The 23,476-nt window shown below is 65.8% G+C and carries 24 protein-coding genes; 9 read left to right on the forward strand and 15 right to left on the reverse strand.

Annotation, left to right across the window (positions count from 1 at the left end; all coding sequences use genetic code 11):
- Nucleotides 1-41: 41 nt before the first annotated feature.
- The 5 genes from E7Y32_RS07420 to pxpA are packed head-to-tail and all read right to left on the reverse strand — an operon-like array spanning nucleotide 42 to nucleotide 4,306.
- Entirely contained in the window at nucleotides 42-1,028 is a 987-nt protein-coding gene (locus tag E7Y32_RS07420; protein WP_146336568.1) for a biotin-dependent carboxyltransferase family protein, read from the reverse strand.
- Nucleotides 1,018-1,923: an allophanate hydrolase subunit 1 gene (locus E7Y32_RS07425; RefSeq protein WP_146336569.1), complete on the reverse strand. Its 906-nt coding sequence runs from the start codon at nucleotides 1,921-1,923 to the stop codon at nucleotides 1,018-1,020. The genes E7Y32_RS07420 and E7Y32_RS07425 overlap by 11 nt, the downstream gene beginning before the upstream one ends.
- Entirely contained in the window at nucleotides 1,920-3,272 is a 1,353-nt protein-coding gene (locus E7Y32_RS07430) for an acetyl/propionyl/methylcrotonyl-CoA carboxylase subunit alpha (RefSeq protein WP_146336570.1), read from the reverse strand. Before E7Y32_RS07430 ends, E7Y32_RS07425 begins: the two co-directional genes overlap by 4 nt.
- Nucleotides 3,273-3,274: 2 nt before the next feature.
- Nucleotides 3,275-3,514 carry an acetyl-CoA carboxylase gene (locus tag E7Y32_RS07435; protein WP_091248151.1) on the reverse strand — a complete coding sequence of 80 codons (240 nt, stop codon included), beginning with the start codon at nucleotides 3,512-3,514 and terminating at the stop codon, nucleotides 3,275-3,277.
- 36 nt (nucleotides 3,515-3,550) lie between these two features.
- Nucleotides 3,551-4,306, reverse strand: a complete 756-nt coding sequence (pxpA, locus tag E7Y32_RS07440) for a 5-oxoprolinase subunit PxpA (protein ID WP_146336571.1) — start codon at nucleotides 4,304-4,306, stop codon at nucleotides 3,551-3,553.
- A 119-nt stretch (nucleotides 4,307-4,425) separates the two neighbouring features.
- Between pxpA and E7Y32_RS07445 the strand changes: the two genes are divergently transcribed.
- Nucleotides 4,426-5,871 carry a PucR family transcriptional regulator gene (locus E7Y32_RS07445; protein ID WP_186467073.1) on the forward strand — a complete coding sequence of 482 codons (1,446 nt, stop codon included), beginning with the start codon at nucleotides 4,426-4,428 and terminating at the stop codon, nucleotides 5,869-5,871.
- Between the two features lie 67 nt (nucleotides 5,872-5,938).
- On the opposite strand, the gene E7Y32_RS07450 is transcribed toward E7Y32_RS07445, so the two are convergent.
- Nucleotides 5,939-6,979: a LacI family DNA-binding transcriptional regulator gene (locus tag E7Y32_RS07450; protein WP_146336573.1), complete on the reverse strand. Its 1,041-nt coding sequence runs from the start codon at nucleotides 6,977-6,979 to the stop codon at nucleotides 5,939-5,941.
- A 290-nt stretch (nucleotides 6,980-7,269) separates the two neighbouring features.
- On the opposite strand from E7Y32_RS07450, the gene E7Y32_RS07455 reads away from it, so the two are divergent.
- From E7Y32_RS07455 to E7Y32_RS07480, 6 genes are all read left to right on the forward strand, one after another.
- The gene (locus E7Y32_RS07455) at nucleotides 7,270-8,364 is read left to right on the forward strand and encodes an asparaginase (RefSeq protein WP_186467074.1); all 1,095 of its coding nucleotides are present in this window, start codon (nucleotides 7,270-7,272) and stop codon (nucleotides 8,362-8,364) included.
- Entirely contained in the window at nucleotides 8,361-9,251 is an 891-nt protein-coding gene (locus tag E7Y32_RS07460) for a polysaccharide deacetylase (RefSeq protein WP_146336574.1), read from the forward strand. Before E7Y32_RS07455 ends, E7Y32_RS07460 begins: the two co-directional genes overlap by 4 nt.
- Complete coding sequence (locus E7Y32_RS07465) at nucleotides 9,248-10,642, forward strand: MFS transporter (protein WP_146336575.1); 1,395 nt, start codon at nucleotides 9,248-9,250, stop codon at nucleotides 10,640-10,642. Before E7Y32_RS07460 ends, E7Y32_RS07465 begins: the two co-directional genes overlap by 4 nt.
- A complete protein-coding gene (locus E7Y32_RS07470) occupies nucleotides 10,639-11,406 on the forward strand; it encodes an SDR family NAD(P)-dependent oxidoreductase (protein WP_146336576.1) in 768 nt (255 codons plus the stop codon). The genes E7Y32_RS07465 and E7Y32_RS07470 overlap by 4 nt, the downstream gene beginning before the upstream one ends.
- Nucleotides 11,407-11,425: 19 nt before the next feature.
- The gene (locus tag E7Y32_RS07475) at nucleotides 11,426-12,148 is read left to right on the forward strand and encodes an SDR family NAD(P)-dependent oxidoreductase (protein WP_146336577.1); all 723 of its coding nucleotides are present in this window, start codon (nucleotides 11,426-11,428) and stop codon (nucleotides 12,146-12,148) included.
- Between the two features lie 368 nt (nucleotides 12,149-12,516).
- Nucleotides 12,517-13,620: an NADH:flavin oxidoreductase gene (locus E7Y32_RS07480; protein ID WP_146336578.1), complete on the forward strand. Its 1,104-nt coding sequence runs from the start codon at nucleotides 12,517-12,519 to the stop codon at nucleotides 13,618-13,620.
- Nucleotides 13,621-13,736: 116 nt separating this feature from the next.
- Here the strand turns inward: E7Y32_RS07480 and E7Y32_RS07485 are convergent, their stop codons facing one another.
- From E7Y32_RS07485 to E7Y32_RS07505, 5 genes are all read right to left on the reverse strand, one after another.
- Nucleotides 13,737-13,940 (reverse strand): hypothetical protein, encoded by a 204-nt coding sequence (locus E7Y32_RS07485; RefSeq protein ID WP_146336579.1) that lies wholly within the window; start codon nucleotides 13,938-13,940, stop codon nucleotides 13,737-13,739.
- Nucleotides 13,941-14,273: 333 nt separating this feature from the next.
- Complete coding sequence (locus E7Y32_RS07490; RefSeq protein WP_146336580.1) at nucleotides 14,274-14,837, reverse strand: hypothetical protein; 564 nt, start codon at nucleotides 14,835-14,837, stop codon at nucleotides 14,274-14,276.
- 53 nt (nucleotides 14,838-14,890) lie between these two features.
- Entirely contained in the window at nucleotides 14,891-15,415 is a 525-nt protein-coding gene (locus tag E7Y32_RS07495; protein WP_222433459.1) for an AAA family ATPase, read from the reverse strand.
- 3 nt (nucleotides 15,416-15,418) lie between these two features.
- Nucleotides 15,419-15,880 (reverse strand): hypothetical protein, encoded by a 462-nt coding sequence (locus E7Y32_RS07500; protein WP_146336581.1) that lies wholly within the window; start codon nucleotides 15,878-15,880, stop codon nucleotides 15,419-15,421.
- A gap of 41 nt (nucleotides 15,881-15,921) precedes the next feature.
- Nucleotides 15,922-16,113 (reverse strand): three-helix bundle dimerization domain-containing protein, encoded by a 192-nt coding sequence (locus tag E7Y32_RS07505; RefSeq protein ID WP_146336582.1) that lies wholly within the window; start codon nucleotides 16,111-16,113, stop codon nucleotides 15,922-15,924.
- 157 nt (nucleotides 16,114-16,270) lie between these two features.
- Here E7Y32_RS07505 and E7Y32_RS07510 point away from each other — a divergent pair, with 157 nt between their 5' ends.
- Nucleotides 16,271-18,856 carry an AMP-binding protein gene (locus E7Y32_RS07510; protein WP_261382574.1) on the forward strand — a complete coding sequence of 862 codons (2,586 nt, stop codon included), beginning with the start codon at nucleotides 16,271-16,273 and terminating at the stop codon, nucleotides 18,854-18,856.
- On the opposite strand, the gene E7Y32_RS07515 is transcribed toward E7Y32_RS07510, so the two are convergent.
- The 3 genes from E7Y32_RS07515 to E7Y32_RS07525 all read right to left on the reverse strand — a co-directional run bounded on the left by E7Y32_RS07515 (nucleotide 18,826) and on the right by E7Y32_RS07525 (nucleotide 22,098).
- A complete protein-coding gene (locus E7Y32_RS07515) occupies nucleotides 18,826-20,118 on the reverse strand; it encodes an esterase family protein (protein WP_146336583.1) in 1,293 nt (430 codons plus the stop codon). The genes E7Y32_RS07510 and E7Y32_RS07515 overlap by 31 nt on opposite strands.
- Nucleotides 20,119-20,509: 391 nt before the next feature.
- On the reverse strand, nucleotides 20,510-21,532 hold the full coding sequence (locus E7Y32_RS07520; protein ID WP_146336584.1) for a DUF6454 family protein: 1,023 nt from the start codon (nucleotides 21,530-21,532) through the stop codon (nucleotides 20,510-20,512).
- A gap of 131 nt (nucleotides 21,533-21,663) precedes the next feature.
- Nucleotides 21,664-22,098, reverse strand: a complete 435-nt coding sequence (locus E7Y32_RS07525) for an SRPBCC family protein (RefSeq protein WP_146336585.1) — start codon at nucleotides 22,096-22,098, stop codon at nucleotides 21,664-21,666.
- Nucleotides 22,099-22,217: 119 nt separating this feature from the next.
- On the opposite strand from E7Y32_RS07525, the gene E7Y32_RS07530 reads away from it, so the two are divergent.
- Nucleotides 22,218-22,646, forward strand: a complete 429-nt coding sequence (locus tag E7Y32_RS07530) for an STAS/SEC14 domain-containing protein (protein WP_146336586.1) — start codon at nucleotides 22,218-22,220, stop codon at nucleotides 22,644-22,646.
- Between the two features lie 18 nt (nucleotides 22,647-22,664).
- Here the strand turns inward: E7Y32_RS07530 and E7Y32_RS07535 are convergent, their stop codons facing one another.
- The gene (locus tag E7Y32_RS07535; protein ID WP_146336587.1) at nucleotides 22,665-23,321 is read right to left on the reverse strand and encodes an alpha/beta hydrolase; all 657 of its coding nucleotides are present in this window, start codon (nucleotides 23,319-23,321) and stop codon (nucleotides 22,665-22,667) included.
- Nucleotides 23,322-23,476 lie beyond the last annotated feature (155 nt).

Here is a 23,476-nt window from a genome sequence, read left to right on the forward strand (position 1 = left end):
CCCTCCCGCGCCAGCCTTGTATTTTGTTCCGGCGGCCAGAATCAACTCCTGAGGCCGAGTGCGGCTTTCGCGTTGTTCTTGCGCTCAGCGAGTTCCCTGCGTGCCGCCAAGGCTTCATCCATGCTCACGGCCACGAACCTGGTGGACGTGCCGGGGGCGGCGCGGGCCACCAAGTCCATGTCGGCGCTGATGACTGTTCCCACCATGGCATAGCCGCCGCCGGAGACGGCATCGCGGTGCAGAATGATCGGCTGGGTACCGCCCGGAATCTGGATGGACCCGACGGCGTAGCCGGCATCCACGATGTTCGACGGGTCGGAACCGGCCCCGAAGGGCTGCTCCCGTTCCTTCCACTTCACGCCGGGACCGGAGTACCGCAATCCCATCCGGTCGGCCACCGGAGTCACCTTCCACTCGCCGTTCAGGAGATTGTCCAGTCCCTCGTCGGTGAGGCGGTGGTCATAGAGTCCCAGCACTATCCGGACGGTCTGCTCCTTGGCGAAGGCGGGCCGGAACTCTTCCGGAACCGTATCCGCGTCGGGCACGGCTCCGTCGTTGAGCGGGCTGCCGACAGAAATCCGGTCGCCGGCCTCCAGCTTGCGGCCGTGGAATCCGCCGATTGCGCCCAGGCTGTAGGTGGACCGGCTACCCAGCACCTCGGGCACATCAATGCCGCCCTGGACCGCGATGTAGTACCGTGTGCCGCCCCGGATGACGCCGAAGCTGAGTTCGTCGCCGGCTTTCAGTTGCAGTCGGCTCCACTGTGGCCGGGGTTCGCCATTGACCCTGACCTCAACCGGGGCCCCCGTGACGGCAATGACAACATCCTGGTCGGCGGTCAGCGCCGGGCCCAGGTACGTGCATTCAAGGACCGCTTCCTTGGCGGTGTTGCCCACCAGTGCATTGCCGAGTTCGGCCGAATACTGGTCCAGGGAACCGCTCTGCGGGATGCCGACGTTGTAGTGCCCGGTGCGTCCCTGGTCCTGGACCGTGGTGGCAAGCCCGGGGCTCGTGATATCAAATGCCATTGAGGGCCTCCATGAGTTCCTTGTTGTAGCCTTCGGGATTCGCCAGCGCTTTGGACAGATCGAAGGTCACGGGCGACTGCCGGTAGCGGAACGTCCCCGCGGCGATTTCGGCCTGGATGCTGTTGTACTCGGCCTCGGTGACAGGCTTGAACTTCACGATGTCGCCCGGCCGGAAGAACACCATAAAGTCCTTGAAATCGGCCAGGGCCTGCGCCGGATCGAAGATTGGCGCGGCAGCGATTCCGAACATCTGATACCCGCCCGCTCCCCGTACCGAGTAGATGCAGCCGAAGCAGCCACCGTGGCCCACCGTCAAGGCAGGTGTGTCCGTGCGGGGGCTTAGGTACTTGGGGACTTCCAGCTGTTTCTCGCGCTCTACCAGCTGGAAGAGGAACGGCAGGCCGGCGACGAATCCGACCATGGAGACGAGCCAGGGCTGCTCGTGGTGCCGCTTTATGAACTCCGCGGCGTCCTTGAGGTTGTTGACTTTGGCGGCATAGTCAATGTCGCTGCCGCCCGGCTCTTGGTGGAATCCTTCGCGGAAGCGCTCTGCCACCTCGGCCGTGAATGGATCGTCGTACCAGACCGGCACTTCGATGATCCGGGTTTCGAGGGCCTGCTGCTGGTGGTGCGCCAGGTCCGCCTCAATGGTCCGGACGGTCTCTTCAAGGGTCGACGGCGGCAGGACGTCGGGATCGAACCGCACCAGCAACGAGGCGTTGGCCGGGCAGATGTCCACGATGCCCGTCAGCTCCAGCTCTGAAAGCTTCTCGGCGATGGACATGACCCTGAAATTGGCGGCCAGGCTCATGGACTCGGAGACCTCGACGAACAGGAATTCGTCTCCGCCCCAGGTGTAGCGGGCCTCCAACGCGGCGGGTGCGGGGCTACTCATGGTGCCTCCATCAGATTGTCTACGGTTTCTATGAACTTGGAGTGGTGCTTTACGGCGGCGAATTCGAGCCGGTCCAGCAGCTTCTTGAGCACGGGAATTGTTGTCTTGACCCCTTCGATCCGGGTCCTGTGCAGCGCCTCCAGCGCCCCCTCGATGGCGGCTTCGCGGGTGTCCTTGTGGACAATGAGCTTGGCGAGCATGGAATCGTAGTACGGGCTGACCGTGGACCCGGCCTCCACGCCTGCGTCAATGCGGATCCCGTCGCCTGACGGCCATTCAAGGGCGGTGATGAGGCCCGGGCTGGGAAAGAAGTTGTTGTGCGGGTCCTCGGCGTTGATGCGGCACTCGATGGCGTGGCCGCTAAATTGGATGTCCTCCTGCCGGACCGACATGGATCCGGTGGAGGCAATGAGCAGCTGTTCACGGACTAGGTCGACGCCGGTGATTTCCTCGGTGATGGGGTGCTCCACCTGAATGCGGGTGTTCATTTCGATAAACGCGGCCTCGTGGCCGGCCGGGTCATAGAGGAATTCGACCGTTCCGGCACCGCTGTAGCCGCATTCCCGGGCGAGTTCCACCGAGGATTCGCGGATGGTCCGGCGGACGGCGTCAGGAAGGTCGGGCGCCGGAGCTTCCTCAATGACTTTCTGGGAGCGCCTCTGCATGGAGCAGTCTCGGTCTCCGAGGTGGATGAAGTTGGTGCCGTCGCCAAGGACCTGTACCTCCACGTGACGGGCGTGCTTCACGAAGCGCTCCAGGTAGACGGTCGGATCTCCGAAGACCGACGCCGCTTCCCCGCGCGCCATCTCAATGGTTTCCAGTAGTTCGCCCTCGTTGTGCACAAAGCGGATGCCCCGCCCCCCGCCGCCGGCGGAGGCCTTGACCACCAGCGGGTAACCGATGCCGCGGGCCGCTTCCAGGGCGTCGGCGTCGGGGTCGAGCGGACCGTCGGAGCCGCGGAGGATTGGAACTCCCGCTTTGCGGGCGGATTCCCTGGCCAGGGACTTATTGCCCATCATCTCGATCGCGTCGGCGTCGGGACCCACCCACGTGAGCCCCGCTGCTGCGACCTTGCGCGCAAACGTGGCGTTTTCGGAGAGGAATCCATAGCCAGGGTGAACGGCGTCGCAGCCGTTATCCACGGCTGCAGCGATGACGGCGTCCTGGTTCAGGTAACTGGCGGGGGCAGGGGCCGGGCCTATCACGACGAAATTGTCGGCCGTGCGCGCTGCCAGGGAATCGGCGTCGGGTTCGCTTACGACGAGGAGGGTCTCAATACCCATCTCGCGGGCGGTCCGGGCAATGCGCACTGCGATTTCGCCGCGGTTGGCGATGAGCAGTTTCTTCATCACTAGCCTTCTCGGATGACGATGATGGTGTCGCCCGGATTGACCATTTCGCCCTCGTTGACCTTAAAAGATTCGAGGGTCCCGGCGACATCGGACTGGATTTCGGTGAATTGCTTCATGATTTCGATGATGCCTACGGTCTGGCCGACTTCTATGGTGTCGCCCTCGTTGGCGAAAGGCGGCTTTCCCGGGCCGGGCTTGCGGTAAAAGACTCCGGGGAGCGGGGAAACAATGTTTGCCATGGGGTGCTCGCTTTCAGGTGGTTGGATTAATCGGCTCTAGCCCAGGACCGCACGCACGGCGCTGGCCACGGCAGTGGAATTGGGGGCGTCGGAGTGCACGCAGATACTTCTAAACGGAATGTCCAGTTCGGTGCCGTCAACGGCCAGTACCGGCTCACCGGCCAGGGCGCGGCTGACGCGTTCGGCGGCGGCTGCGGGGTCAGTGGGAACCGGGCGTCGCTGGATCAGCAGCTCCCCTGCAGGACCGTAGTTGAGGTCAACATAGAGCTCCGGCACGAATTCCACGCCCATCGCCCGGCACACCTTTTCGTGGGCGGTCCCGGCGAGCCCGTAGAACGGAACTCCGTACTGCAGCGCCGCTCCGGCGGCGGCCTGCATCAGCTCCTCGTCGCCGGCCAGCATTCCGTAGAGGGCGCCATGGGGTTTGATGTGGTTCAGCGAGAGCCCGTGCTTGCCCAGGAACGCCGTCAAGGCCCCGGTCTGGTACAGGATGATCGACTCGACCTCGTCAGGGCTAAGCACCATCCGGCGGCGGCCGAAACCCACCACGTCGGGGAGCCCGGGGTGCGAACCGACAGCCACGCCGTGCTCGGCGGCCAACGCCACGGTCCGGTTCATCACGTCGGGATCACCCGCGTGGAACCCGCACGCCACGTTGGCAACGTCGATGACGCGCATGAGTTCCTCGTCGTTTCCGAACTCGTGGAGGCCCAGGCCCTCACCCATGTCGGAATTCAACAACACACGCCCTTCAGGGCGGGGAGAAGTGCCGGGAGTCACATTTGTTTGCATGGTGCAACGCTACTCAGCTTCCGGGGGAGCCGATATTGTGCAGGTCGATGAATCGAAGGGCCTGACTTATGATGTTTGCACTATCTGGAGGGTTTGGCCCGCCACTCATTGGAGGCTCCGTGAGAATCTCAGACCTGATTGACGACGCCGATCTCAACATCCGGCTTCGTGTTCGGGGCGCCGAAGGCCGTCTGGACCGGCCGATCACCTGGTGTGCACCCGCCGAACATATGGACCCCACGCCTTTCCTCAGCGTCAATGCCCTGCTGCTGACCAACGGCATGGGGCTGAACGTTAGAGACTTCAGGATCTGGGACGCCTACGTGGAACGGCTGGTCTCCGTCCCCGTGTCCGGACTCGCATTTGGCCTGGGCGCCGCGCACCGCGAGCTGCCGGAGGGCCTGCTGCAGGCTTGCGAGGCGCACGGACTGCCACTGCTGGAGCTCCCGCCGGATGTGCCCTTTGTGCTGGTCATGCGCCACGTGGAGCGGATCATTGCCGCCGAGCGCTATGAGGAGCTGCGGACGGGCTGGGAGCTGGCAGACGAATGCACCCGCCTGGCGGCCGACGGACATTCCTTGGGGGAGGTGCTTGGGCGGGTGGCGGGCGCCGTCAACGCGAGGGTGGCCGTGGTCGATCAGAATGCATTCGAGCTCGTAGCCGCAGGCACCGCCCACGGCCACACCGCGCGGACCACGCTGCGCCTGCCAAGCGGCGCATCCGAGCAGTTCAGGCTGGCCATCGAGGGGATCGGTAGCGACATTGTGCTGCAGCCCGTCCTGGGCCCGGTTGCCGCAGTCATCGGCATGCAGCTGAGCTACACCCTTGGCTCGCGATCGCCCCTGCATTCCCGGGAAGCAGCGCGCTTTATGGAGGCCCTCTATGCGGATCACGGTGAGCCGTCCCTGCCGCTGCGGCGCTATGCGCTGGAGTCCGGCTTCGATCCCGACGGTGACTGGAGCACGGTACTCATCGGCAGCTCGGAGGAGGTCGCGCCCGCCAAGCTGCGTGCCATCGCATGGCGCGCCCGGGTGGGATTGCAGGCCACGTTCAGCACGGTGCGCTTCATGGAGGAAAACGGCCTCACCTCGCTGTTGCTGCAGCGCCGGCAGGGAACGGCGGACCTGCTTGCTGCCGTGCGGGAGTTCTTTCTGGACGCGCCGGAATTCTCTGTCATCGTCACCGAGTCCGCGAGCCTCAGCGAACTGCCGCTGACGCTTCAACTTGCCCGGCGCCAGGTGGGGCGGCCGGGCGTGCGTAGGGCGCCGCTGGCCGACCTCGCCGGCATAGTGCAGGGGCTGCCCAGCCCGGGGTTGGTGGCGATGTGCCAGCGACTGCTGGCCCCCTTGACCTCTGACCGCGGCATTGCGTTGAGGGAGACGTTCGACGCTTACCTCCGGCACAGCGGGAATTCCACTAAAATCTGTGACGAGCTCTTCATCCACAGGAACACGCTCAGCTACAGGCTGAGGAAGATCCAGGAGCTCCTGCGCCTTGATCTGGCCGACGGCGAGGTCCGTGCCACCTACATGCTGGCTTTGAGCATCGTCGCGGCAGCCCGCTAAGGCAACGCGATACACGGCGCAGGCGCGCCGTCCGGCTGATCGCAGATCTCTCCGGGAGTCTTCGAGATCACCCGGGGATCGCCTGAGCGCTGCTTTCCCGGATGCATAGGGTCGGTTCGAGCAGGACAGGTTCGACCGGTTCGCCGTCCAGCACGCGCTTCAGGAGCTGCATGGCGGTCCGGCCGATATCCAGCATCGGTGAGCGGACCGAGGAAAGAGGGATGGGAAGCTCCGCGGCGACCGACGTGTCGTTAAAGCCCACCACCGCGACGTCACGGCCGACGGTGAAGCGATGGGACCGCAACACGCCCATAGCCCCGATTGCCGCGAAGTCGTTAACGGCGAACACGGCCGTGGGATGAGGCTTCCCGCTGGCCAGGATGGTTTCGGTTGCTTCGCGTCCGCCGGACGTGTCGAATCGGGACCACACCACAGCGTCGTCGGGAATTTCGCCGCCCAGGGATCGCCACCGGTCCACGAACCCGGCCGTCCGGTCAACGGCTGTGCTGGCGTACGGTTCACCCGCAACCACGGCCACGTTCCTGTGGCCTTTGCTCCACAGATGGTCCGCCGCAAGTCGGCCTCCGAGGACATCGTCGCAGGTGGCCGAGGGATAGCCGGGAACGCGGCGGTTCACGAGCACGAAAGGGACCTTGCGCTCGGTCAGCTCACGCAGCTGGTTGCCGTCCAGGTGCGCATCTCCAATGATCAGCCCGTCCACCCGGCGGGCCAGCATGGTGTCCGTTTTTCGGCGCTGTTCCTCCGGGTCGTCCCGGGAGTTCATGACGAACGTCGAGTAGCCGAGCTCAGCCGCGGCCTCCTCAATGCCCTCGTACATGATGGCCAGGACGAGGTCCGAAAGCCGGGGAACGATTACGCCCGTGAGGCGGGTCCGCCGCGTCCGCAGGCCGGCGGCCTGGGGGTTGGGGGAGTAACCCCGCTTCCGCGCCAACTCGCGAACGCGTTCGGCCGTCGCCACGGACGCGGCGCCGCGTGCCACGTCCGAGCCGGAATGAAGAATCCTGGACACGGTCGACGGGTGGATGCCGAGCTCATTTGCAAGGTCCTTAAGCGTGACCGTGCGGCCATCGGCCGTGATTTCTTTCATTTGCTCCCCTGTCGCAGCTCAAGAAGGCGTCATACAAGACTGCCCGATGCTGCGCGAATCCTCAGCACTGGGACCCTTGACGTGTCCCAAGTCACATCCTATAGTCAGTTTAACCTCTTACCCAATCGATTGGGTAGCCCGGCGGGTCGCATTCCACGCCAAAAGTGTTTACATCGCCGAAACGCCGGGCGCCATGTGGGCGAAACATCGCACAGATACTTTTTAGCCAGATACCCAAACGATTGGGTAAGCGTTCGCCGGAGGCGGATGCAGGAGTAACGGAGTCGAACATGACCGTCACAGATACGGGCCAGGCACACGTGGTACTGCTGGCCACGGGCGGCACCATCTCCTCCCGCGGGTCAGAGGGGGGCGGCGGAGCGGTGGCCTCGGACACGGGAGAGCAGGTCTTTGCCAGCGTGGGCGGCCGGGCTGCCTACCCGGTTCGCGTGGTGGACGTCTTCCGGAAGGGCTCGTACCTGCTGACCGTTGACGACATGATCGCCATCTGCGCCAGGATCCGCGAGGCCCTGACGGACCCGCAGGTTCTCGGGGTAGTGGTCACGCATGGCACGGACACGATGGAGGAAACGGCGTACCTGGCGGAACTCACACATGACGATGCCAGGCCGGTCGTCTTCACCGGAGCCCAGCAGGCTGCCGACTCCACCACCCCTGATGGCCCGGGAAATCTCGTCCGTGCGATCGCCGTCGCCGGTTCCCCCGCAGCCCGGGGGAAGGGTGTTCTCCTGGCCTTTGCCGGGACCATTTTCCCTGCGGCTGGAGTGCGGAAGTGCCACACCACAAGACCCGAAGCCTTCGCTAATCCGGATTTCGGAACGGCCGGATCGGTCAGCGATGCGGGAGAAGTAAGGCTGACGGCGGTACGGCCGCCGATTGAGGCGTTGCCGTTGCCGTTGCCGGGCGACGGGTCAGGTTCGCCTCGCGTGGACCTCATAGCCGCCTACCCCGGCGCGGACGCCGCCCTGCTGCGAAGTTCCCTCCAGGCCGGTGCGGCGGGGATTGTCCTCCAAGGAACCGGAACGGGCAACGCCAACCGCGAGATCTGCCGGGAGGTCGCCGCGGCCACCGCGGCCGGCGTGGTGGTAGTGACAAGCACCCGCGTGGAGGCCGGCGCCGTCGTGCCGATCTATGGCGACGGCGGCGGCGACGATCTGCGCGCGGCGGGCGCCATATCCTCTGGGCTGCTCCGGCCCTCCCAGTCGCTGGTTCTCCTGAGCCTGCTGCTCCGCCTCGGCGCACCACCGGACCGCATCGCGGCAGCCTTCGCCCTGCGTGGCAGGTTGCCGGACCCCGACCACCCCGAAGACAGTACCTCACCACACAACTCCAACAAAAAGCCCAGTGAAAGGTTGATCTCATGACTAAGGACATCCAAGTCGCGTTCGGCGTCGACGTGGACGCCGTTGCCGGAATGCTCGGCTCCTACGGAGGCGAAGACTCTCCGTGTGACATCTCCCGCGGTCTGTTCAGCGGTGAAGTCGGCGGCCCGCGCCTCATCCGCCTCTTCGAGAAATACGGGCTGCCGGCCACCTGGTTCGTCCCGGGTCACTCGATCGAGACGTTCCCGGATCTGACGCGGATGATCGTTGACGCGGGGCACGAAATTGGCGTCCACGGGTACTCGCACGAGAACCCCATCGCAATGACGCGGGAGCAGGAGACGGCCATCCTTGATCGGTCGATCGAACTCATCGAAAAAGTCTCCGGCCGCCGCCCCACGGGGTACGTCGCTCCCTGGTGGGAATTTTCGCAGGTTACCAACGAAATCCTCCTCGAACGCGGGATCAAGTACGACCACTCTCTGATGCACCGCGACTTCGAGCCCTACTACGTCCGGGTCGGTGACAGCTGGAAGAAGATCGACTACACCAAGGACGCCGAAACCTGGATGGAGCCGCTGGTCCGCGGCAAGGAAACCGACCTGGTCGAAATTCCGGCCAACTGGTACCTCGATGACCTGCCTCCCATGATGTTCATCAAGGCGTCCCCGAATTCGCACGGCTTTGTGAGCCCCCGCGACATCGAGCAGATGTGGCGCGACCAGTTCGACTGGGTGTACCGGGAAATGGACCAGGCCGTCTTCACCATGACCATCCACCCGGACGTCTCGGGCAGGCCCCAGGTCCTCCTCATGCTCGAACGCCTCATCGAACACATCAACTCCCATGAAGGCGTCAGCTGGCTCAAGTTTGACCAGATCGCAGACTCCTTCCTCGCTCGCAGCCCCCGAAAGGAAAACCAGTCATGACCATCCAGCAGCCCGCCGTCGACCTGACGAACCCGACACCTGACGAGAAGCGCCGTTTCCCGGTCTTCTCCAAGCGCAACACGACCACCGCCACGGTACTGGCCCTGCTGGCCTGGACCATCGCCGTTTTCGACTACGGCCTTTTCGGCACCCTCTTGCCGGCCATGCAGGAAGAGTTCGGCTGGACAGCAACCGAGGCCTACGCCATCAACACCTGGATCGCCGTCGGCACTGCCATCGTCTGCTTCGGCATCGGCCCTGTCATTGACCGGCTTGGCCGGCGCAAGGGCATGATGACCACGATCGGCGGCACCGCCGTCGTCTCCGGCCTGACGGCCCTGATTCCGACTGGCATCCCGTTCCTCAGCAACGGCATGCTCGTGCTGGTCCGGTCCTTCGGCGGCCTCGGCTTCTCGGAGCAGGCAGTCAACGCGACCTACATGAACGAGGTCTACCAGGTCACCGAGGTTGCCGATAAGCGGAAGCGTCCCGGTTTCCACTACTCCTTCATCCAGGGCGGCTGGCCGCTGGGCTTCCTGCTCGCCAGTGCCCTGGCCCTCGCTTTCCTTCCCTCCCTCGGCTGGCGCGCCCTGTACCTCATGGCGACGATTCCGGCAGCGATCATCGTGTGGGTCATTTCCAAGAAGCTCAAGGAGACTCCCCAGTTCGAACTGCACCACAAGCTGACCCAACTTGAGAAGAGCGGCCAGTCCGGGGACGCGCACGCCCTGGCCCACGCGTACGGTGTCGAACACTCGTCCGCGGCCCCGCTGAAGCGCATCTGGGAACCGCACCTGCGCCGGAACACGATCGTCTTCTCGCTGGCCTGGATCTTCAACTTTTTCGGGATCATGATCTTCAGCATCCTCGGCAGCTCCGTACTGAAGAACGCCAAGGGCGTGGAACTTTCGGATGCGTTCTGGATGCTGATTGTCATCAACATGCTGGCGTACTTCGGTTACGTCTTCCACGGATGGCTCGGTGACAAGATCGGCCGCAAGCGGACCATCATCGGCGGCTGGATTCTCTCCGGCCTGTCCTTCACCATCATGCTCAGCCCCATCGCCACCAGCCCGTTCATGATCATCCTCACCTACGGCGCCGGGCTGTTCTTCCTGGTCGGACCCTACGCCGCCATCCAGTACTTCATGGCCGAGTGCTACCCCGTCAGCTGCCGTGCCACCGGCACCGCATTCATCGGTGCCATGAGCCAGCCCGGCACCATCCTGGGCGGCGCACTGTTCACCGCAGCGGCAGCCAGTGCGGGCACCGGCGCTGCAGCCCTCTGGGTCGGTGCAGCCGGAACCCTGTTCTCCGGGCTCCTGATGATCGCTGCGAAGCCGCCGGCTGAGGCCCTGCTCGAGGACCACCCGCACGAGGTCGACGCATGACCGCGGACACGAGGGTGGCCGTGATTACCGGGGCCGCCAGCGGAATTGGCCGCGCGCTCGCCGTTCATTACGCCAAGCATGGCGTGCGGTCGGTGATCGGCACCTTCCCGGGGGATCCCCACGACCCGGAGGAAACCCTGCGCCTGGTGAAAGATGCGGGGGGCCAGGCGGTGATCCACGAAGTGGATGTCCGCAGCACTCCCTCGGTTGACGCGTTCGCCGAACGTGCGGTCAACGAATTCGGCCGGCTGGACTACGCCGTGGCGAACGCCGGAGTCCTTCGAAACTCGTCCCTCGGCGAGATGACCGACGAACGCTGGGACGACATGCTCGACGTCGACCTCACCGGCGTGTTGCGGACCCTGCGGGCGGGATCCGCGCAGATGACCGAGGGCGGGGCGATGGTTGCCGTGTCCTCAATCGCCGGCGGTGTCTACGGGTGGGAGGAGCATGCCCACTACGCGGCCGCCAAAGCCGGCGTGCTCGGGCTGATCCGCAGCGTAGCCGCAGAGCTGGGACCGCGTGGCATCCGCGCCAACGCCGTCATCCCCGGGCTCATCGAGACGCCGCAGTCCCTGGACCCAGTGAACTCGCTGGGGCCCGAGGGCCTGCAACGCGCCGGGCGGGACATTCCGTGGGGCCGGGTTGGGCGGCCCGAGGAGGTTGCCAGCGTGATCGGCTTCCTGACCTCCGATGACGCCGCCTACGTCACCGGCCAGTCGGTAACAGTCGACGGCGGCCTCACGATCAAAATGCGGGCCTGAGAAGCACTGGAAGGAACGAATGAACAACACGTACACCTCACCCAACCAATCGGGCCGGGCTGTGGTGGTCACGGGCGGCGCCAGCGGCATCGGCAAAGCCATCGCCGAGGCCTTCACCGCCAATGGCGACAGAGTGGCCGTCTTGGACCGGTCGGGCGCGGGGGGAGCCATCGCCGTCGATGTCTCGGATGAAGAGAGCGTGAAAGCCGCCTTCGCCACGGCACGGGACCAGTTGGGCAGTATCGACATCCTCGTTAACAGTGCGGGGCTGCTCACCGAATCGCGGCTGGAGGACATGACCCTGGCCATGTGGAACGAGACTATATCCGTCGACCTGACCGGCGTCTTTCTCTGCTGCCGGGAGGTCGTGGGGGAGATGCGGCAGCAGAAGTGGGGCCGCATCATCAACATCGCCTCCCAGCTGGCCATCAAAGGCGGAACCGGGCTCAGCCACTACAGTGCCGCCAAGGCCGGGGTGGTGGGGCTGACAAAAGCCTTGGCCCTGGAAACCGCCGGCGACAATGTGCTGGTAAACAGCATCGCCCCGGGTCCGATAGAAACCCCGCTGGTTGACGGAATATCGGAAGACTGGAAGGCGGCCAAACGTGCCGAGCTTCCGCTGGGGCGGTTCGGAAAACCGGCGGAGGTGGCACCCACAGCTCTCCTGCTAGCGAGCGACCCCGGGGGAAACCTCTTTGTTGGGCAAACTCTCGGCCCCAATTCCGGCGATGTAATGCCCTAGAAAGGGGAAACCGCATGTGCGGTGCCTGCGGACGAACCGTGGTGCCAGATCCCATTCTGGGCCCGGTCAGAACGATGCGGCAACACCTGATTGTCGCAGCCACGATCAACAGCTTGTGTCAGGGCCTGCCGGGAGCCCCCAGAGTGACCGCGCTCAAAGAGGGCTGGATCATGACAGGCCCTTCCGGGGCTTCAAAGCAATGCGAGACCCTTGAAGAACTAGGGGCAGCTGTCCTCGCTTGTTTTACTGAAGCCTCGGTTCGCGGACGCCTGCGCAGGCGTCAGAAAGACTACGCGGCCGACCCGTCCAATGAAGGGCTGCCCGCTCGTGCGGCCGGCATGTTAGCAACAAATCGCAGAGGAGATCTTATGATTGACTTCACCCCCCTTTGGTCACCCTTTCAGATCGGTTCCACTCACCTCGACAACCGGGTGGCGCTGGCTCCGATGACACGGATCAGTGCCACTGAAGACGGACTCGCCACGGAACGAATGGCCTCTTATTACCGGACGTTCGCCCGCGGTGGTTTTGGACTCCTCATTACCGAAGGGATTTATCCTGACACGGCGCACAGCCAGGGCTACCACTACCAGCCAGGCATTGCGACCGAGGAGCAGACCCGGTCTTGGGCCACCGTCGTCGACGGCGTCCACTCGGCTGGCGCACGAATGTTCGCCCAGCTCATGCATGCAGGAGCGCAAAGCCAGGGAAACCGGTTTGTCACGTCCTCGATCGGTCCATCAGCAGTGGCTCCCAAGGGGGAGCAACTCGCGTTCTACCGCGGTGAGGGGCCGTATCCAGTTCCCGCGGAGATCACCCCAGACCAGATGACCGACGTCCGGAAAGGCTTCGTCACGGCTGCGCTGAACGCCAAGCGGGCCGGTTTCGACGGCGTCGAAATCCACGGCGCCAATGGGTATCTGCTGGATCAGTTCCTCACGGACTACCTGAACCAGCGCACAGACAGCTACGGAGGATCGCCGGAAAACAGGGTGCGCTTCGCTGCGGAGATCTGCCGCGACGTCCGGGACGCGGTGGGCCCCGACATGACAGTGGGCATACGAATTTCACAGTCGAAAGTCAGCGACAATGACCACCGATGGAGCGGCACCGGGGAAGAAGCGGAAGTCATCTTCTCCACGCTGGGGGCCACCGGCGTCGACTTCATCCACACCACGGAATACCAGGCGAGCGAGCCCGCATTCGAGGATTCGGAGGAGACTTTGGCCGCACTGGCCAAGGCGCATTCCGGAGTGACAGTGATCGCCAACGGCAAACTCGACGATCCCGAAACCGCGGTGTCCATGTTGCGTGACGGTGCTGCCGACGTCGTCGCGCTCGGCAAGGCCGCCCTGGCCAACCGGAACTGGCCGCATCTGGTCCGGAACAACTTGGAATTCGACGAACTCGACCCCGGCGTTTTCGCTCCCCTCGCGGATGTCAAAGACTGGGAGTTAGAACCTCCCGCCTAAGCCCCAAGACCGCCGTACGCGGTGCCCGGGCGTCATTGCTTTTGCCGCGCCCACAGACGCGACGACGACGGCGGGAGCCTCCCGCCGTCGTCATCGTTTAATGCTGGGTTATGTTCTTAGGCGGAGGCCGAATCCAGGTTGGCTGCACCGTTGTTCAGGCTGAGCGTGAAGGTGTTGGGGCCGCTGGCGTGAACCGCGATGTTGGACTTCGCGGTGTTGTGCCGGACCGAGAGGTCGTGGACCAGGGCGTCCAGCTCGTGATGCATCGTGGAGCGGTCCCAGAGCTTGTGGGTGACAGAGTTGGCAGTTTCAAACGTCATTGTTCAGTGCTTCCATTCATGTTTCCGGGTGTCCGGCCGCCGCACCGATGCGGAGCCGCCGTGTCCATACCAGGAACGCCTGAGACTGGGGCAGCTCTGCGAGCTCACCGGTTTGGCCTCATTGCGTCCACCAGGATGGTGCCCTGGCTCGCTGCGGACGCGTGGCGTCCAGCGATGACCGGGGCTAAGCGGGAGGGGAGTCGAAACCCCGCCTGCCTTTTTATGATGCACAGCGGCCCGACGGCGGCTCAAGCCAGATGGCGATTATTGCGGGTGAGACTCATCACACTCACGCTGCGGGCCGGCGCCAGCGGACCGCCCCGCTCCTGCGCTTTACGCGTCGCGCGTGTGGGCCGTAGCGACGGATTTCCCTACGGCGATCTGGCGTTTGACCTGCTCAAGCTCTTCTTTGAGCTCGTCGACGGTGGCGCGGTATTTGTCGAAGGCCGCGGCCCGGCGCCGGGCCGCGATAAAACTGACGACGGCGGCAATTACGGCCAGCGGGAACGACAGCAGCAGGGCCCACCCGGCGGAGCCGAGGAATTCCAGTGCGATGGGAAGGGCGTGTTTGAAGGCCAAGAAGTCGTTCACCCCGCCGACGACGCCGTTCAGGGCTGCGTCCAGCGGGCCCAGGAACTGGCCCACCACCGGTGTGCCGGACAACGACGGCGCGCTCAGCGGCGGTTCGGCCCCGGTCGACCAGCGCGGATCGGTGAAGTGGTTCAGGACGTAGATGCCGGCGACAGCGTTGAGGGCCGCAAAGAGCAGCACGGACCCCAGCGCGGTCCAGTGCAGGCTGCGCGGGCGCCAGAGGCCGGCCACGAGGGCGAAAACGGCGGCCGCAACCCACATGAGGGTCCGAAGTTCCTCGCGGCCCAGGCCGGCCAGTAGATCCACAGAGTTCCCGCCTTAACGGTTGACGTCGATGCTTGTTCAGGTCCCGAGAGAGCTTATCCCAGTCGCCTCGCCGCCAGTTCGGCGGCGAGCGACGCCGCGTCGACCGGCGCGGAGGTGTCGACGTGGACCGTCCGGCCCACGCCCAGGGGGACCGCATTCTCCGACCATTCAGCCCAGTCGCGTTCTGCCGCGTTCGCGGTCGGATGAATCGCGTGGCGTTGCCGGCCCTGGTAGCGATCCCACGCCAATCCGGGCGGGACTTCGCACCAGACCTCGGTGAGCCGGGGATTGCCGGACTGAGCGACGCCCTCGCGGACGAAGTCAAGGTCCCGCGGCCGGTACCACCACGATTCGACGATCGCCGTGCCCGGCATCGCGGCGACCAGCTGCCACATGGTTTCCGAGGCGATCTGGCCCAGCTTGCCGCTGCCGACCCGGCCCAGGGCCAGATCCGCGAGGGCTTCCTTGATGCTGTCCTTGGAGATAACCGGCACGCCCAGCACCTCGCCGAGCCGGGCCGCCAGGGTGCTTTTGCCCGCGCCGGGAAGACCGTTGATCAGGATTACAGATTCAGCCATGGTTCATTGTGGCTTGCCGGCGGCGTCCGGCTCGAAAGCAGCGCTATTAAGGAAAAACCGAGGGTGATCAATCCCGATATCGACCACGAAACGTTCAGCAGCGGTGAATGCCTGCGCCTGGGCTGCCTGCGAGGCGCGCCAGTCGTTCGGCACCTGCAGGGAGTGGTCGGCGTCGTCGATCTCAACAAAGGTGCCGGCGGTCCCGGACAGTCCGGCGGTGTCCCAGAACTTGTCACGCAATCCGCCGATCAGCAGATCGGCTTTGGTGGTCCGGGAGAGCGTTGTGCGGATGGCGGCGTCCGTCCAGCGGATGGCGCGGACGTGCCAGCCGCGGTCCTTGAGCAATTCGGCGGGCCAGTCCAACAGGGGAGACTCGACCTTATAGCCCGCGCCGGGAACAACAACGGCGACTTTGGGCGCGCCCTGTTGATCAGGCGCGCACCCGGGCCGGAGGAAGGTCTCCATGGGGTCGATCCTAGGGCGGACTCCCGCCTGAGCCGGGTAGCTCAGCCGGACAGGCGCGCCTTGGCTGCATGTTCAACAAGGACCGGCACGAAGTCGCGGATCCGGCCACCATCCAGTGCCTGGTGTTCCTCCCGCACGGCCTCTTCGATGCTGGAGCGCGAGAGGTGCGGAAAACGTTCCGCTAGGCGGTCGACGACAATCCCGAGAGCCTTCACTTCGTCGTCCCTGTTCACTCCCCAAGTGTCCCGCCCGCCGGGCCGGACGGTCAAGGATCACCCGCCTCGCCGCCGCCTCGCCGCCGGACGGTCGCACCCGCAACGCACCCGTATTACGCAAAGCTTTTGTATCCTAATTTGGCTTAGGCAAGCCTAAGCCAATACCATCGTCCGGGTGACCACGCAGCTTGACTTTATGCGGGTGCCCTTCGCCGCCGACCTTGCGAGCTACGGGGACCGACCCGCCATCCTGACCGACACCCTGACCCTGAGCTACCGGGAGCTGGCCGAACGCGTCGACGAACTCGCCCTCCGGCTCGGCCCCGAACGCCGGCTCGTGGCGTTGACCGCCGCGAACGACGTCGGCTCGCTCGTCGCCTACCTGGCGGCGCTGACGGGCGGCCACCCTCTCATCCTCCTGCCCGAGGACAAGCCCGCCGCCCTGGACTCCCTGCTTGCGGCCTACGACCCCGACGTCGTGCTCCGGCCCGGCGGCGGGCACCCGCTCCTGGAGGAAAGGCGGCCCGGCACACGGCACGAGCTCCATCCGGATCTTGCCCTGCTGCTCAGCACCTCCGGATCCACGGGCTCGCCCAAGCTCGTCCGCCTCTCGCACACCAACCTGCAGTCCAACGCCGAATCCATTGCGGCATACCTGGACATCGCCCCGAACGACCGCGCCGCGACGACGCTGCCCATGTCCTACTGCTACGGGCTGTCGGTGATCAACAGCCACCTGCTCCGCGGCGCAGGCCTGGTCCTCACGGACCTCTCCGTCGTCGACCCGTGTTTCTGGGATCTGTTCCGAAACCGTGGGGCGACGGCGTTCGCGGCGGTGCCGTACACGTTCGAGCTGCTCGAACGCGTGGGGTTCGCGGACATGGAGCTGCCCGGGCTGCGCTACGTCACCCAGGCCGGCGGCCGGTTGGCGCCGGAGTCGGTGCGCCGGTACGCCGAGCTGGGCCGCCGGAACGGCTGGGACCTCTTCGTGATGTACGGCCAAACCGAGGCGACCGCCCGGATGGCGTACCTGCCGCCGGAACTCGCCGCCAACGTCCCCGGCGCTGTTGGCGTCGCCGTGCCCGGCGGTTCGTTCCGGATCGACCCGGTTCCTGGCCTGGAGCACGGCGAACTGGTCTACTCCGGCCCCAACGTCATGCTGGGCTATGCCGAGACCCCGGCGGACCTCGCCTTGGGCCGGACCATCACGGAACTCCGCACAGGCGATCTCGCCCGGCAGCACCCCGCAGGAGTGTACGAGGTGGTGGGCCGGCGCAGCAGGTTCGTCAAGATCGTCGGACTGCGCGTCGACCTGGGGCAGGTGGAACGACTCCTGGCAGACCTCGGCGTGCAGGCGGCCGCGGCCGGGACGGACGACGGCATCGTCGTCGCCGTCGAAGGCGACCACGACACCCGCCTGCTGGGCAAGGTCCTCGCCCAGGGGATGGGGTTGCCGCGCGCGGCCCTCCAACTCCACGCCGTCGATGAGCTCCCGCGCCTGGCCTCAGGCAAACTCGACTATCAGGCCGTCCTGGCGCTGTCCCGGCCCGAGCGGGGGACCGTGGCCGCGGAGGCGGGCGCCGACGGCGCCGGCGTCGCCGTCGGCCCGGGCAGTGTCCGCGGGATTTTCCGGGACGCCCTGGAGCGCGAGGAGATTGCCGACGGCGACACGTTCGTCTCGCTCGGCGGGGACTCGCTGTCCTACGTGGCCGCCTCGGTGCGGCTGGAGCAGGCCCTGGGCCACCTCCCGCAGGACTGGCACGTGACCCCGGTCCGGGACCTGGAAGAGCGCGCGGGCGGGGTGCCGGTGCGGAAACGGCGGCGCGTCTTCGTCCCGGTCGAAACGGGCACCGTGTTGCGGGCGGTGGGGATCGTCCTGATCATCGGCACCCACGTTGGACTCTTCACGTGGCAGGGCGCCGCCCATGTCCTGATGGCCGTGGCCGGGTACAACTTCGCCCGCTTCCAGCTCGCCGGGGAGCGCCTGCCGCGGCTGCGGCGGCAGCTGGCCAGCGTGGCCAGAATCGTGGTGCCCAGCACGGCGTTCATCCTGTTCGCCTACCTGGCCACCGACAACTACAGCCCGGCCAACGTCCTGCTCCTGAATGCCGTCATCGGGCCCGAGGCCGTGACCACCCAGTGGCATTTCTGGTTCGTCGAGGTCCTTGTCTACCTGCTCCTGGCCATGACGGCCCTGCTGGCCATACCGTGGGCGGACCGCGCCGAGCGGCGCTTCCCCCTGCTGCTGCCGCTGGCCCTGACCGGCGCCGGCCTGCTCACCCGCTACGAGCTGGTGGATCCCGGCGTGCCGCACACGGCGCCGGCGCTCTGGCTCTTCGCCCTGGGCTGGGCCATTGCACGGTCCCGGACGGCGGCCCAGCGGTGTGTGGTTTCGGCCATCGCCGTGCTGACCGTGCCGGGGTTCTTCGAGAACGCGGCCCGGGAAGGAACGCTGCTGGCCGGGATCCTGCTGCTCATCTGGCTGCCCAGCCTCCCGGTGCCGGCGGCGCTCCGCAGGCTCACCGTGCTCCTGGCCAGCGCCTCTCTTTATGCGTACCTGGTGCACTGGCTGGTGTACCCGCCGCTCGCCGGAATCAGCCCGGCCGTCGCCGTGGCGGCCTCGCTCGCCGCGGGGGTGGCGTATTGGGCGCTGTGGACCCGGGCGATGTCCGTGGCCGGCCGGTGGCGGACCGGCGCGCAGCTCCGCAGGGCGGCCCGGCGGCTGAAAAGTCAGGGGCCGGAGAGCTCCAACCGCGGATAGAGGACGTCGAAGCCCGCGCTGAGCCCGCCGTTCAGCGCCCCGATGACATGGCCGCCATTGGGAACCTCGTGGTACGTGACGGTCATTCCCGCGGCAGTTGCCGCGGCGGAAAGGTGGCGGGCCGCCTCCAGGTACACCGGATCGTCGGTGGACGCCGTGAAGATGGCCGTGGTGTCCGGGTACTTCCGCTGCTTCAGGATGTTGGCTGGTTTCTCGGCGTCGTAGGCCGCCTGGCTGCCGCCGAACATCTCCCGCAGGTTGGTCTCCGGTTCTTCCGCTCCCGGGTATTCCTCCCCGGAGATGTCCAGGACGTTGCCCCAGACGGAGGGATACTTTGCCGCAAAAGAGATCGCGCATTGGCCGCCGTGGGAATAGCCGGCGATGGTCCAATACTTGCGGTCGTCGATGATGTGCAGGTGGCCCCGCGCCCAGTCCACCACGTCGCGGTTAATGAACGTTTCGGGACGTCCGTGGAGCGGCGAATCCAGGCAGAGATTGTCGACGGCGGGGTTCCTGAGTTGGTCTGCGACGATCACGATGGGGGCCAGCCCGTCGTGGCGTGAGGCAAAGTCATCCAGAATCGTCTTGACGTACTGGGGGTCCGGATTCCCGGGCTGCCCCATCATAAAAACCACTAGCGGTAGGGCGGGCGGGTCGGCCACCAGGGCCGCCGGGGGAAGATACAGCCCCGCCGGCCGCGAGTCGAAACCGGACACTGTTGGCGGGATGGCGATCTGGGCTGTTGTTCCCTCCGGCGGCAGCTGCTCCGGCGCCTTCCAGCGCTCCCACAGCGGCGCCTGATGCTTGGCCGGGGTGTGGGGTTTGACGGGATCCAGCTCGATCCTGGGGGCGAGGGAAATCCCCAGCAAGGACGCCACAGTCGGGTGCAGACCGTAGTAGGCGTTGACTCCCAGCACCGCGGTGACGGCAAAAACGAGGGCCGCTGCGCACGCCAGCGCTTTCCGCCACGGCCGTGATCGCCGGAGACTGGCCGCGCAGATTCCCAGCCCCGCGAAGCACGCGATCACCCAGAGCCGGACGTGCCACCCCAGCGGGCCGCCGAAGGCGTGCATCAGGCCCTCCGAAACAATCAGGAGCGCGGCGCCGACGGCGGCGCCAACCACCCCCGCCTTGGCCGGGAAGACCAGGAGCCGCAGCCGACGTCCGAGCAGAAGCGCGACGGCGAAGCCCACACTCAGCGCGTAGAACGTCACGATCAGGGGGCCGTCAACGATGTTGAGGGTCAGCAAGAAGGAATCCATTGAACCCAAGAATGCGTGATACGGGGACCGTCCCCGGCCGGGACGGCAGCTCCCGCGGCGTGAGGGGGCCGGTGCTAACAATCAACCAGAGCGGGCTGCGGCTCCGGTCATCGCGTTGATCATACTGCCGCGGCTGGCACCCGGCCGAGTGGGCGGTGGACGTAACCACGAACCGGCAAAAGGAAACGCCACCCCCTATCCGGCGGGTGGCGTTTCCTGACGGTTCTCTGAGCTGGCAGCGAATCCGGCCCCGAGGCTACTTGTCGCGGCTTTTGCCGCCGCTGTCGCCCTTGTCCTTGGTGATGGACTCTACGGCGCCGGTCTGTTCGTCGAGCAGGACCTTATCGGAGCGCTGCCTATCGAAGTTGAACATGGCGCTCAGCGAGCCGGCCTATTTGGCCGGGGTGACGGCGGCCTCGTAGGTGAGGATTTCGGTGCCGTTGCCCTCTTCGCCGTTGTCGGGCGCGACCTTCATGGTGAGGTGGTCGCCGTCGGCGGTCATCTTGAAGGGGTTGCGAGTGGCGACGTGCCCGGCAGTGGACCACTGCTGGAACGGGGCCTCGCGGGTTACGCCGTGGGACTTGAGGTCGATCATTGCCATGCCACCGAGTTCGTACGTGGCTCCGGCGCCGCCGGCCGCCGGGGTCTGCGGCAGGTTGGTGATGCCGCCGCAAAGCATCTTGGCGTTGGGCACGTACTGGCAGTCCTGGTAGTCGATGAAGAAGTTCGGGTTTTCCCAGGTTGAGAGCTGCTTGCCCTGAAGGTCCCATTCGGCGAAGCGGCGCGAGCCCCAGGTGTTGCCGACCAAGTGGCCCGTCTGCTTGTCCATCACGATGCCGCCGAAGTGGTCCGGCACCTCGAACTGTTTGTGCACGTCGAGCCTGTTCGCGTCGACCTTGTAGATGATCGCGCTGCTGTTGGGCCGGTACTGGGCCACCGGGACCCACACACTGGTGCCGTCGAAGTCGATGCCGCCCGGGTGGTACATGTCTCCTTCGCCCAGGACGATGTCCTTCTGCAGGTTTCCGGCAGTGTCCATCACAAACAGGTGACCGATGCCCTTGCCGGGCGAACGGTCGAAGCCGTTCTGCGGGGTCGGAAACTTTGTGGTGGGTTCGGTGATCTGTACGGCGGAGAGGAAGATGTGGTCCTGGCTGTAAGCGATTCCTTCGGTGTGGTACGTGGGGAAGTTCAGCTTCAGCTTGGACGTCTGCTGCCACTTCGTGTTGCGGTCGACGCCGTCGAACGCGTCGGCCAGTGCGGTATCCGTTTCATGATGGGAACCTGCTCCGTTTCCGGCGGGCTGATCGTTGGTTCCTGCAGCCTGGGCGGCAGCGGTGCCGCCAATTGCGGACGCGGCCAGCACGAAGGCTGCGGCGGCGGTGAGGATGCCTCGGGTACGAGTCGTGCGCATGGGAAAGCCTCTCAAAGGTTGGGTCTCTGGGACTTCCCCCAAGCTACGCATGGGTAATGAACCGTGCGTGTAGGGAGGGTGAACAGCGCGCCGACTAGCTGTCGGGCGGCGCGGCGGCGGATCGTGGGGCGCTAAGCCGACTCAAGGACTCGCTTAAGGGTGCCCAGCTGGTCCACCTCGGCGCGCATGGTCCGGGCGATCATCGGCCCGACAACCTTCATAAGTCCCTTGGGCTCAAGGTCCAGGCTGAAACGAACGGTGGTTCCGCCCGTAGCTTCGCTCAGGTGGTACGTTCCGGCCGGACGTGCCGGGCCCGCGACAACCTGGAAGTCCAGCCGCCTCCCTGGGTCCGCGGCGGTGATCTCGTAGTCACCGGTGATGGGCCGCCCGCCTGGCCCAGAGAGTGTCTGGGCGTAGATTGCCCCGACGGCACCCGGGGTGCCCGTCTTAAGTGCAATGCTCTGAATCCCCGACCGCCACGCAGCGTTGTTCAGCCCGTCGGCGAGGAATGCAAATACGTCCTCGGGTGAACGGTTGATGGTGAGGTCGTTCTCGGCGTGAGCCACGGCTGCCCCTCATAGTTTTCCGGCTGCCGGTTCCTGGACTGAGACGAGCCGACAATGACCACACTCTACTGCGCCGTGTTGTCCCGCCGAGTGGCCCGGCCGCGCCTAGACTTGGCCGAATGACGCCAGAACCAATCCTTGCTGCGAGCGGGAAGAACTCCCTATGCGTCAATGGCGGCATCATCGAGTCGGTCTGGGCGCCGGGGTCGTTTGTCGACGTCGTTGACGCCCGGGACGCGATGCGGGCCACCGCGCTGCTCGCCGAGGCGGGGCGGATGCCCATGCTTTCCGTGATGACGGACGTGGAGATCAGCGCAGCGGCGCGCTACGAGTTCGCCAAGTCGATTGATGTGCTGGCCATCGCCGTGCTGGGATCCAGCGCGGTGGACCGCGTCGTGGCCGCGGCAACCAGCCGGGACACCCAGTACCCGCACGAATTTTTCACGTCCAGGGACGACGCCGTGGCCTGGCTCAACGGGTTCGTCTCCGACTCCGGAGGCCTCAGGCAGGACGAACCCGATTCCACCACGGCGCCGCGCTCCCGTTAAGGCCCTTCTCGACTCCGGCTAAGTCCCCAGGATCAGGCCGGCGAGCTGCCGGGGGCGGCTGATGAACGGCGAATGGCTCGCATCCAGGCTGACCACGGTGGTGCAGCGCTCGCCCATACGTTCCTGAAGCCCGGGACTAAGGGCCCGGTCCTGTTCGCATCTGAGGTAGGTGCTCCCGACGCTTTCCCACGCGATGCGGTCGGGAACCCCACGGCCGTGACCGGGCCGCTGTCGCACGAGCAGCCCGGCAGCGCGCTCGCTGTCGGCTTCGGTGCAGTCGGCATAGAGGACCTCCCGGGCCTTCTCCGGCCGGATGCTGGTGCTCCCATCCTCATGGCGGTGTACCGCTGCGTTCACCAGCGCCCCGGCGCCGCCCAGCAGCGCACCGCTCTCGCCGGCGGCCGGCACGAAGGCCGCGGCGTAGACCAGATGACGGACCCGGTCCAGCCCCGTAATGACGGATCCTCCGTAGGAATGGCCCACAACGACGGGCTCCGTCAGGCACCGGTCAACGGTCGCCTGGACCGTTGAAGTGTCGGCCGCGAGCGAGCCGCGGTGCAGCCGGGGGATGTGAACGGTCGCTCCCTGTCCGCGCAGTTCTTCCGCCAGGCGGTCGAAGTGCGCCGGCTGATGCCACAATCCGTGGACCAGAACGACTTCCAGCTTTTGCCTCATCGCCTCAGCGTACGGGCCCTCTAACCTGAACGGAGATTTTCGCGCCGGCCCCGATAGGGGACGGGCCGTCGTCGCACACCGTGCCAAATGGTGCAGAACTGCTACGCTCCACGTATCGGCCCGGCCCGGCGCGGCTCAGGCGGGCTGAGGCACGT

Source organism: Arthrobacter sp. UKPF54-2 (genome assembly GCF_007858535.1).
GTDB lineage: Bacteria > Actinomycetota > Actinomycetes > Actinomycetales > Micrococcaceae > Arthrobacter.

Coding starts and splice junctions, on each gene's coding strand:
- E7Y32_RS07535 (WP_146336587.1), bottom strand. CDS start 23,321: ATGAGGCAAAAGCTGGAAGTCGTTCTGGTCCACGGATTGTGGCATCAG.
- E7Y32_RS07530 (WP_146336586.1), top strand. CDS start 22,218: ATGACGCCAGAACCAATCCTTGCTGCGAGCGGGAAGAACTCCCTATGC.
- E7Y32_RS07450 (WP_146336573.1), bottom strand. CDS start 6,979: ATGAAAGAAATCACGGCCGATGGCCGCACGGTCACGCTTAAGGACCTT.
- E7Y32_RS07465 (WP_146336575.1), top strand. CDS start 9,248: ATGACCATCCAGCAGCCCGCCGTCGACCTGACGAACCCGACACCTGAC.
- E7Y32_RS07435 (WP_091248151.1), bottom strand. CDS start 3,514: ATGGCAAACATTGTTTCCCCGCTCCCCGGAGTCTTTTACCGCAAGCCC.
- E7Y32_RS07500 (WP_146336581.1), bottom strand. CDS start 15,880: ATGGAGACCTTCCTCCGGCCCGGGTGCGCGCCTGATCAACAGGGCGCG.
- E7Y32_RS07475 (WP_146336577.1), top strand. CDS start 11,426: ATGAACAACACGTACACCTCACCCAACCAATCGGGCCGGGCTGTGGTG.
- E7Y32_RS07430 (WP_146336570.1), bottom strand. CDS start 3,272: ATGAAGAAACTGCTCATCGCCAACCGCGGCGAAATCGCAGTGCGCATT.
- E7Y32_RS07460 (WP_146336574.1), top strand. CDS start 8,361: ATGACTAAGGACATCCAAGTCGCGTTCGGCGTCGACGTGGACGCCGTT.
- E7Y32_RS07495 (WP_222433459.1), bottom strand. CDS start 15,415: ATGGCTGAATCTGTAATCCTGATCAACGGTCTTCCCGGCGCGGGCAAA.
- E7Y32_RS07470 (WP_146336576.1), top strand. CDS start 10,639: ATGACCGCGGACACGAGGGTGGCCGTGATTACCGGGGCCGCCAGCGGA.
- E7Y32_RS07455 (WP_186467074.1), top strand. CDS start 7,270: ATGACCGTCACAGATACGGGCCAGGCACACGTGGTACTGCTGGCCACG.
- E7Y32_RS07520 (WP_146336584.1), bottom strand. CDS start 21,532: ATGCGCACGACTCGTACCCGAGGCATCCTCACCGCCGCCGCAGCCTTC.
- E7Y32_RS07480 (WP_146336578.1), top strand. CDS start 12,517: ATGATTGACTTCACCCCCCTTTGGTCACCCTTTCAGATCGGTTCCACT.
- E7Y32_RS07485 (WP_146336579.1), bottom strand. CDS start 13,940: ATGACGTTTGAAACTGCCAACTCTGTCACCCACAAGCTCTGGGACCGC.
- E7Y32_RS07420 (WP_146336568.1), bottom strand. CDS start 1,028: ATGGCATTTGATATCACGAGCCCCGGGCTTGCCACCACGGTCCAGGAC.
- E7Y32_RS07425 (WP_146336569.1), bottom strand. CDS start 1,923: ATGAGTAGCCCCGCACCCGCCGCGTTGGAGGCCCGCTACACCTGGGGC.
- pxpA (WP_146336571.1), bottom strand. CDS start 4,306: ATGCAAACAAATGTGACTCCCGGCACTTCTCCCCGCCCTGAAGGGCGT.
- E7Y32_RS07515 (WP_146336583.1), bottom strand. CDS start 20,118: ATGGATTCCTTCTTGCTGACCCTCAACATCGTTGACGGCCCCCTGATC.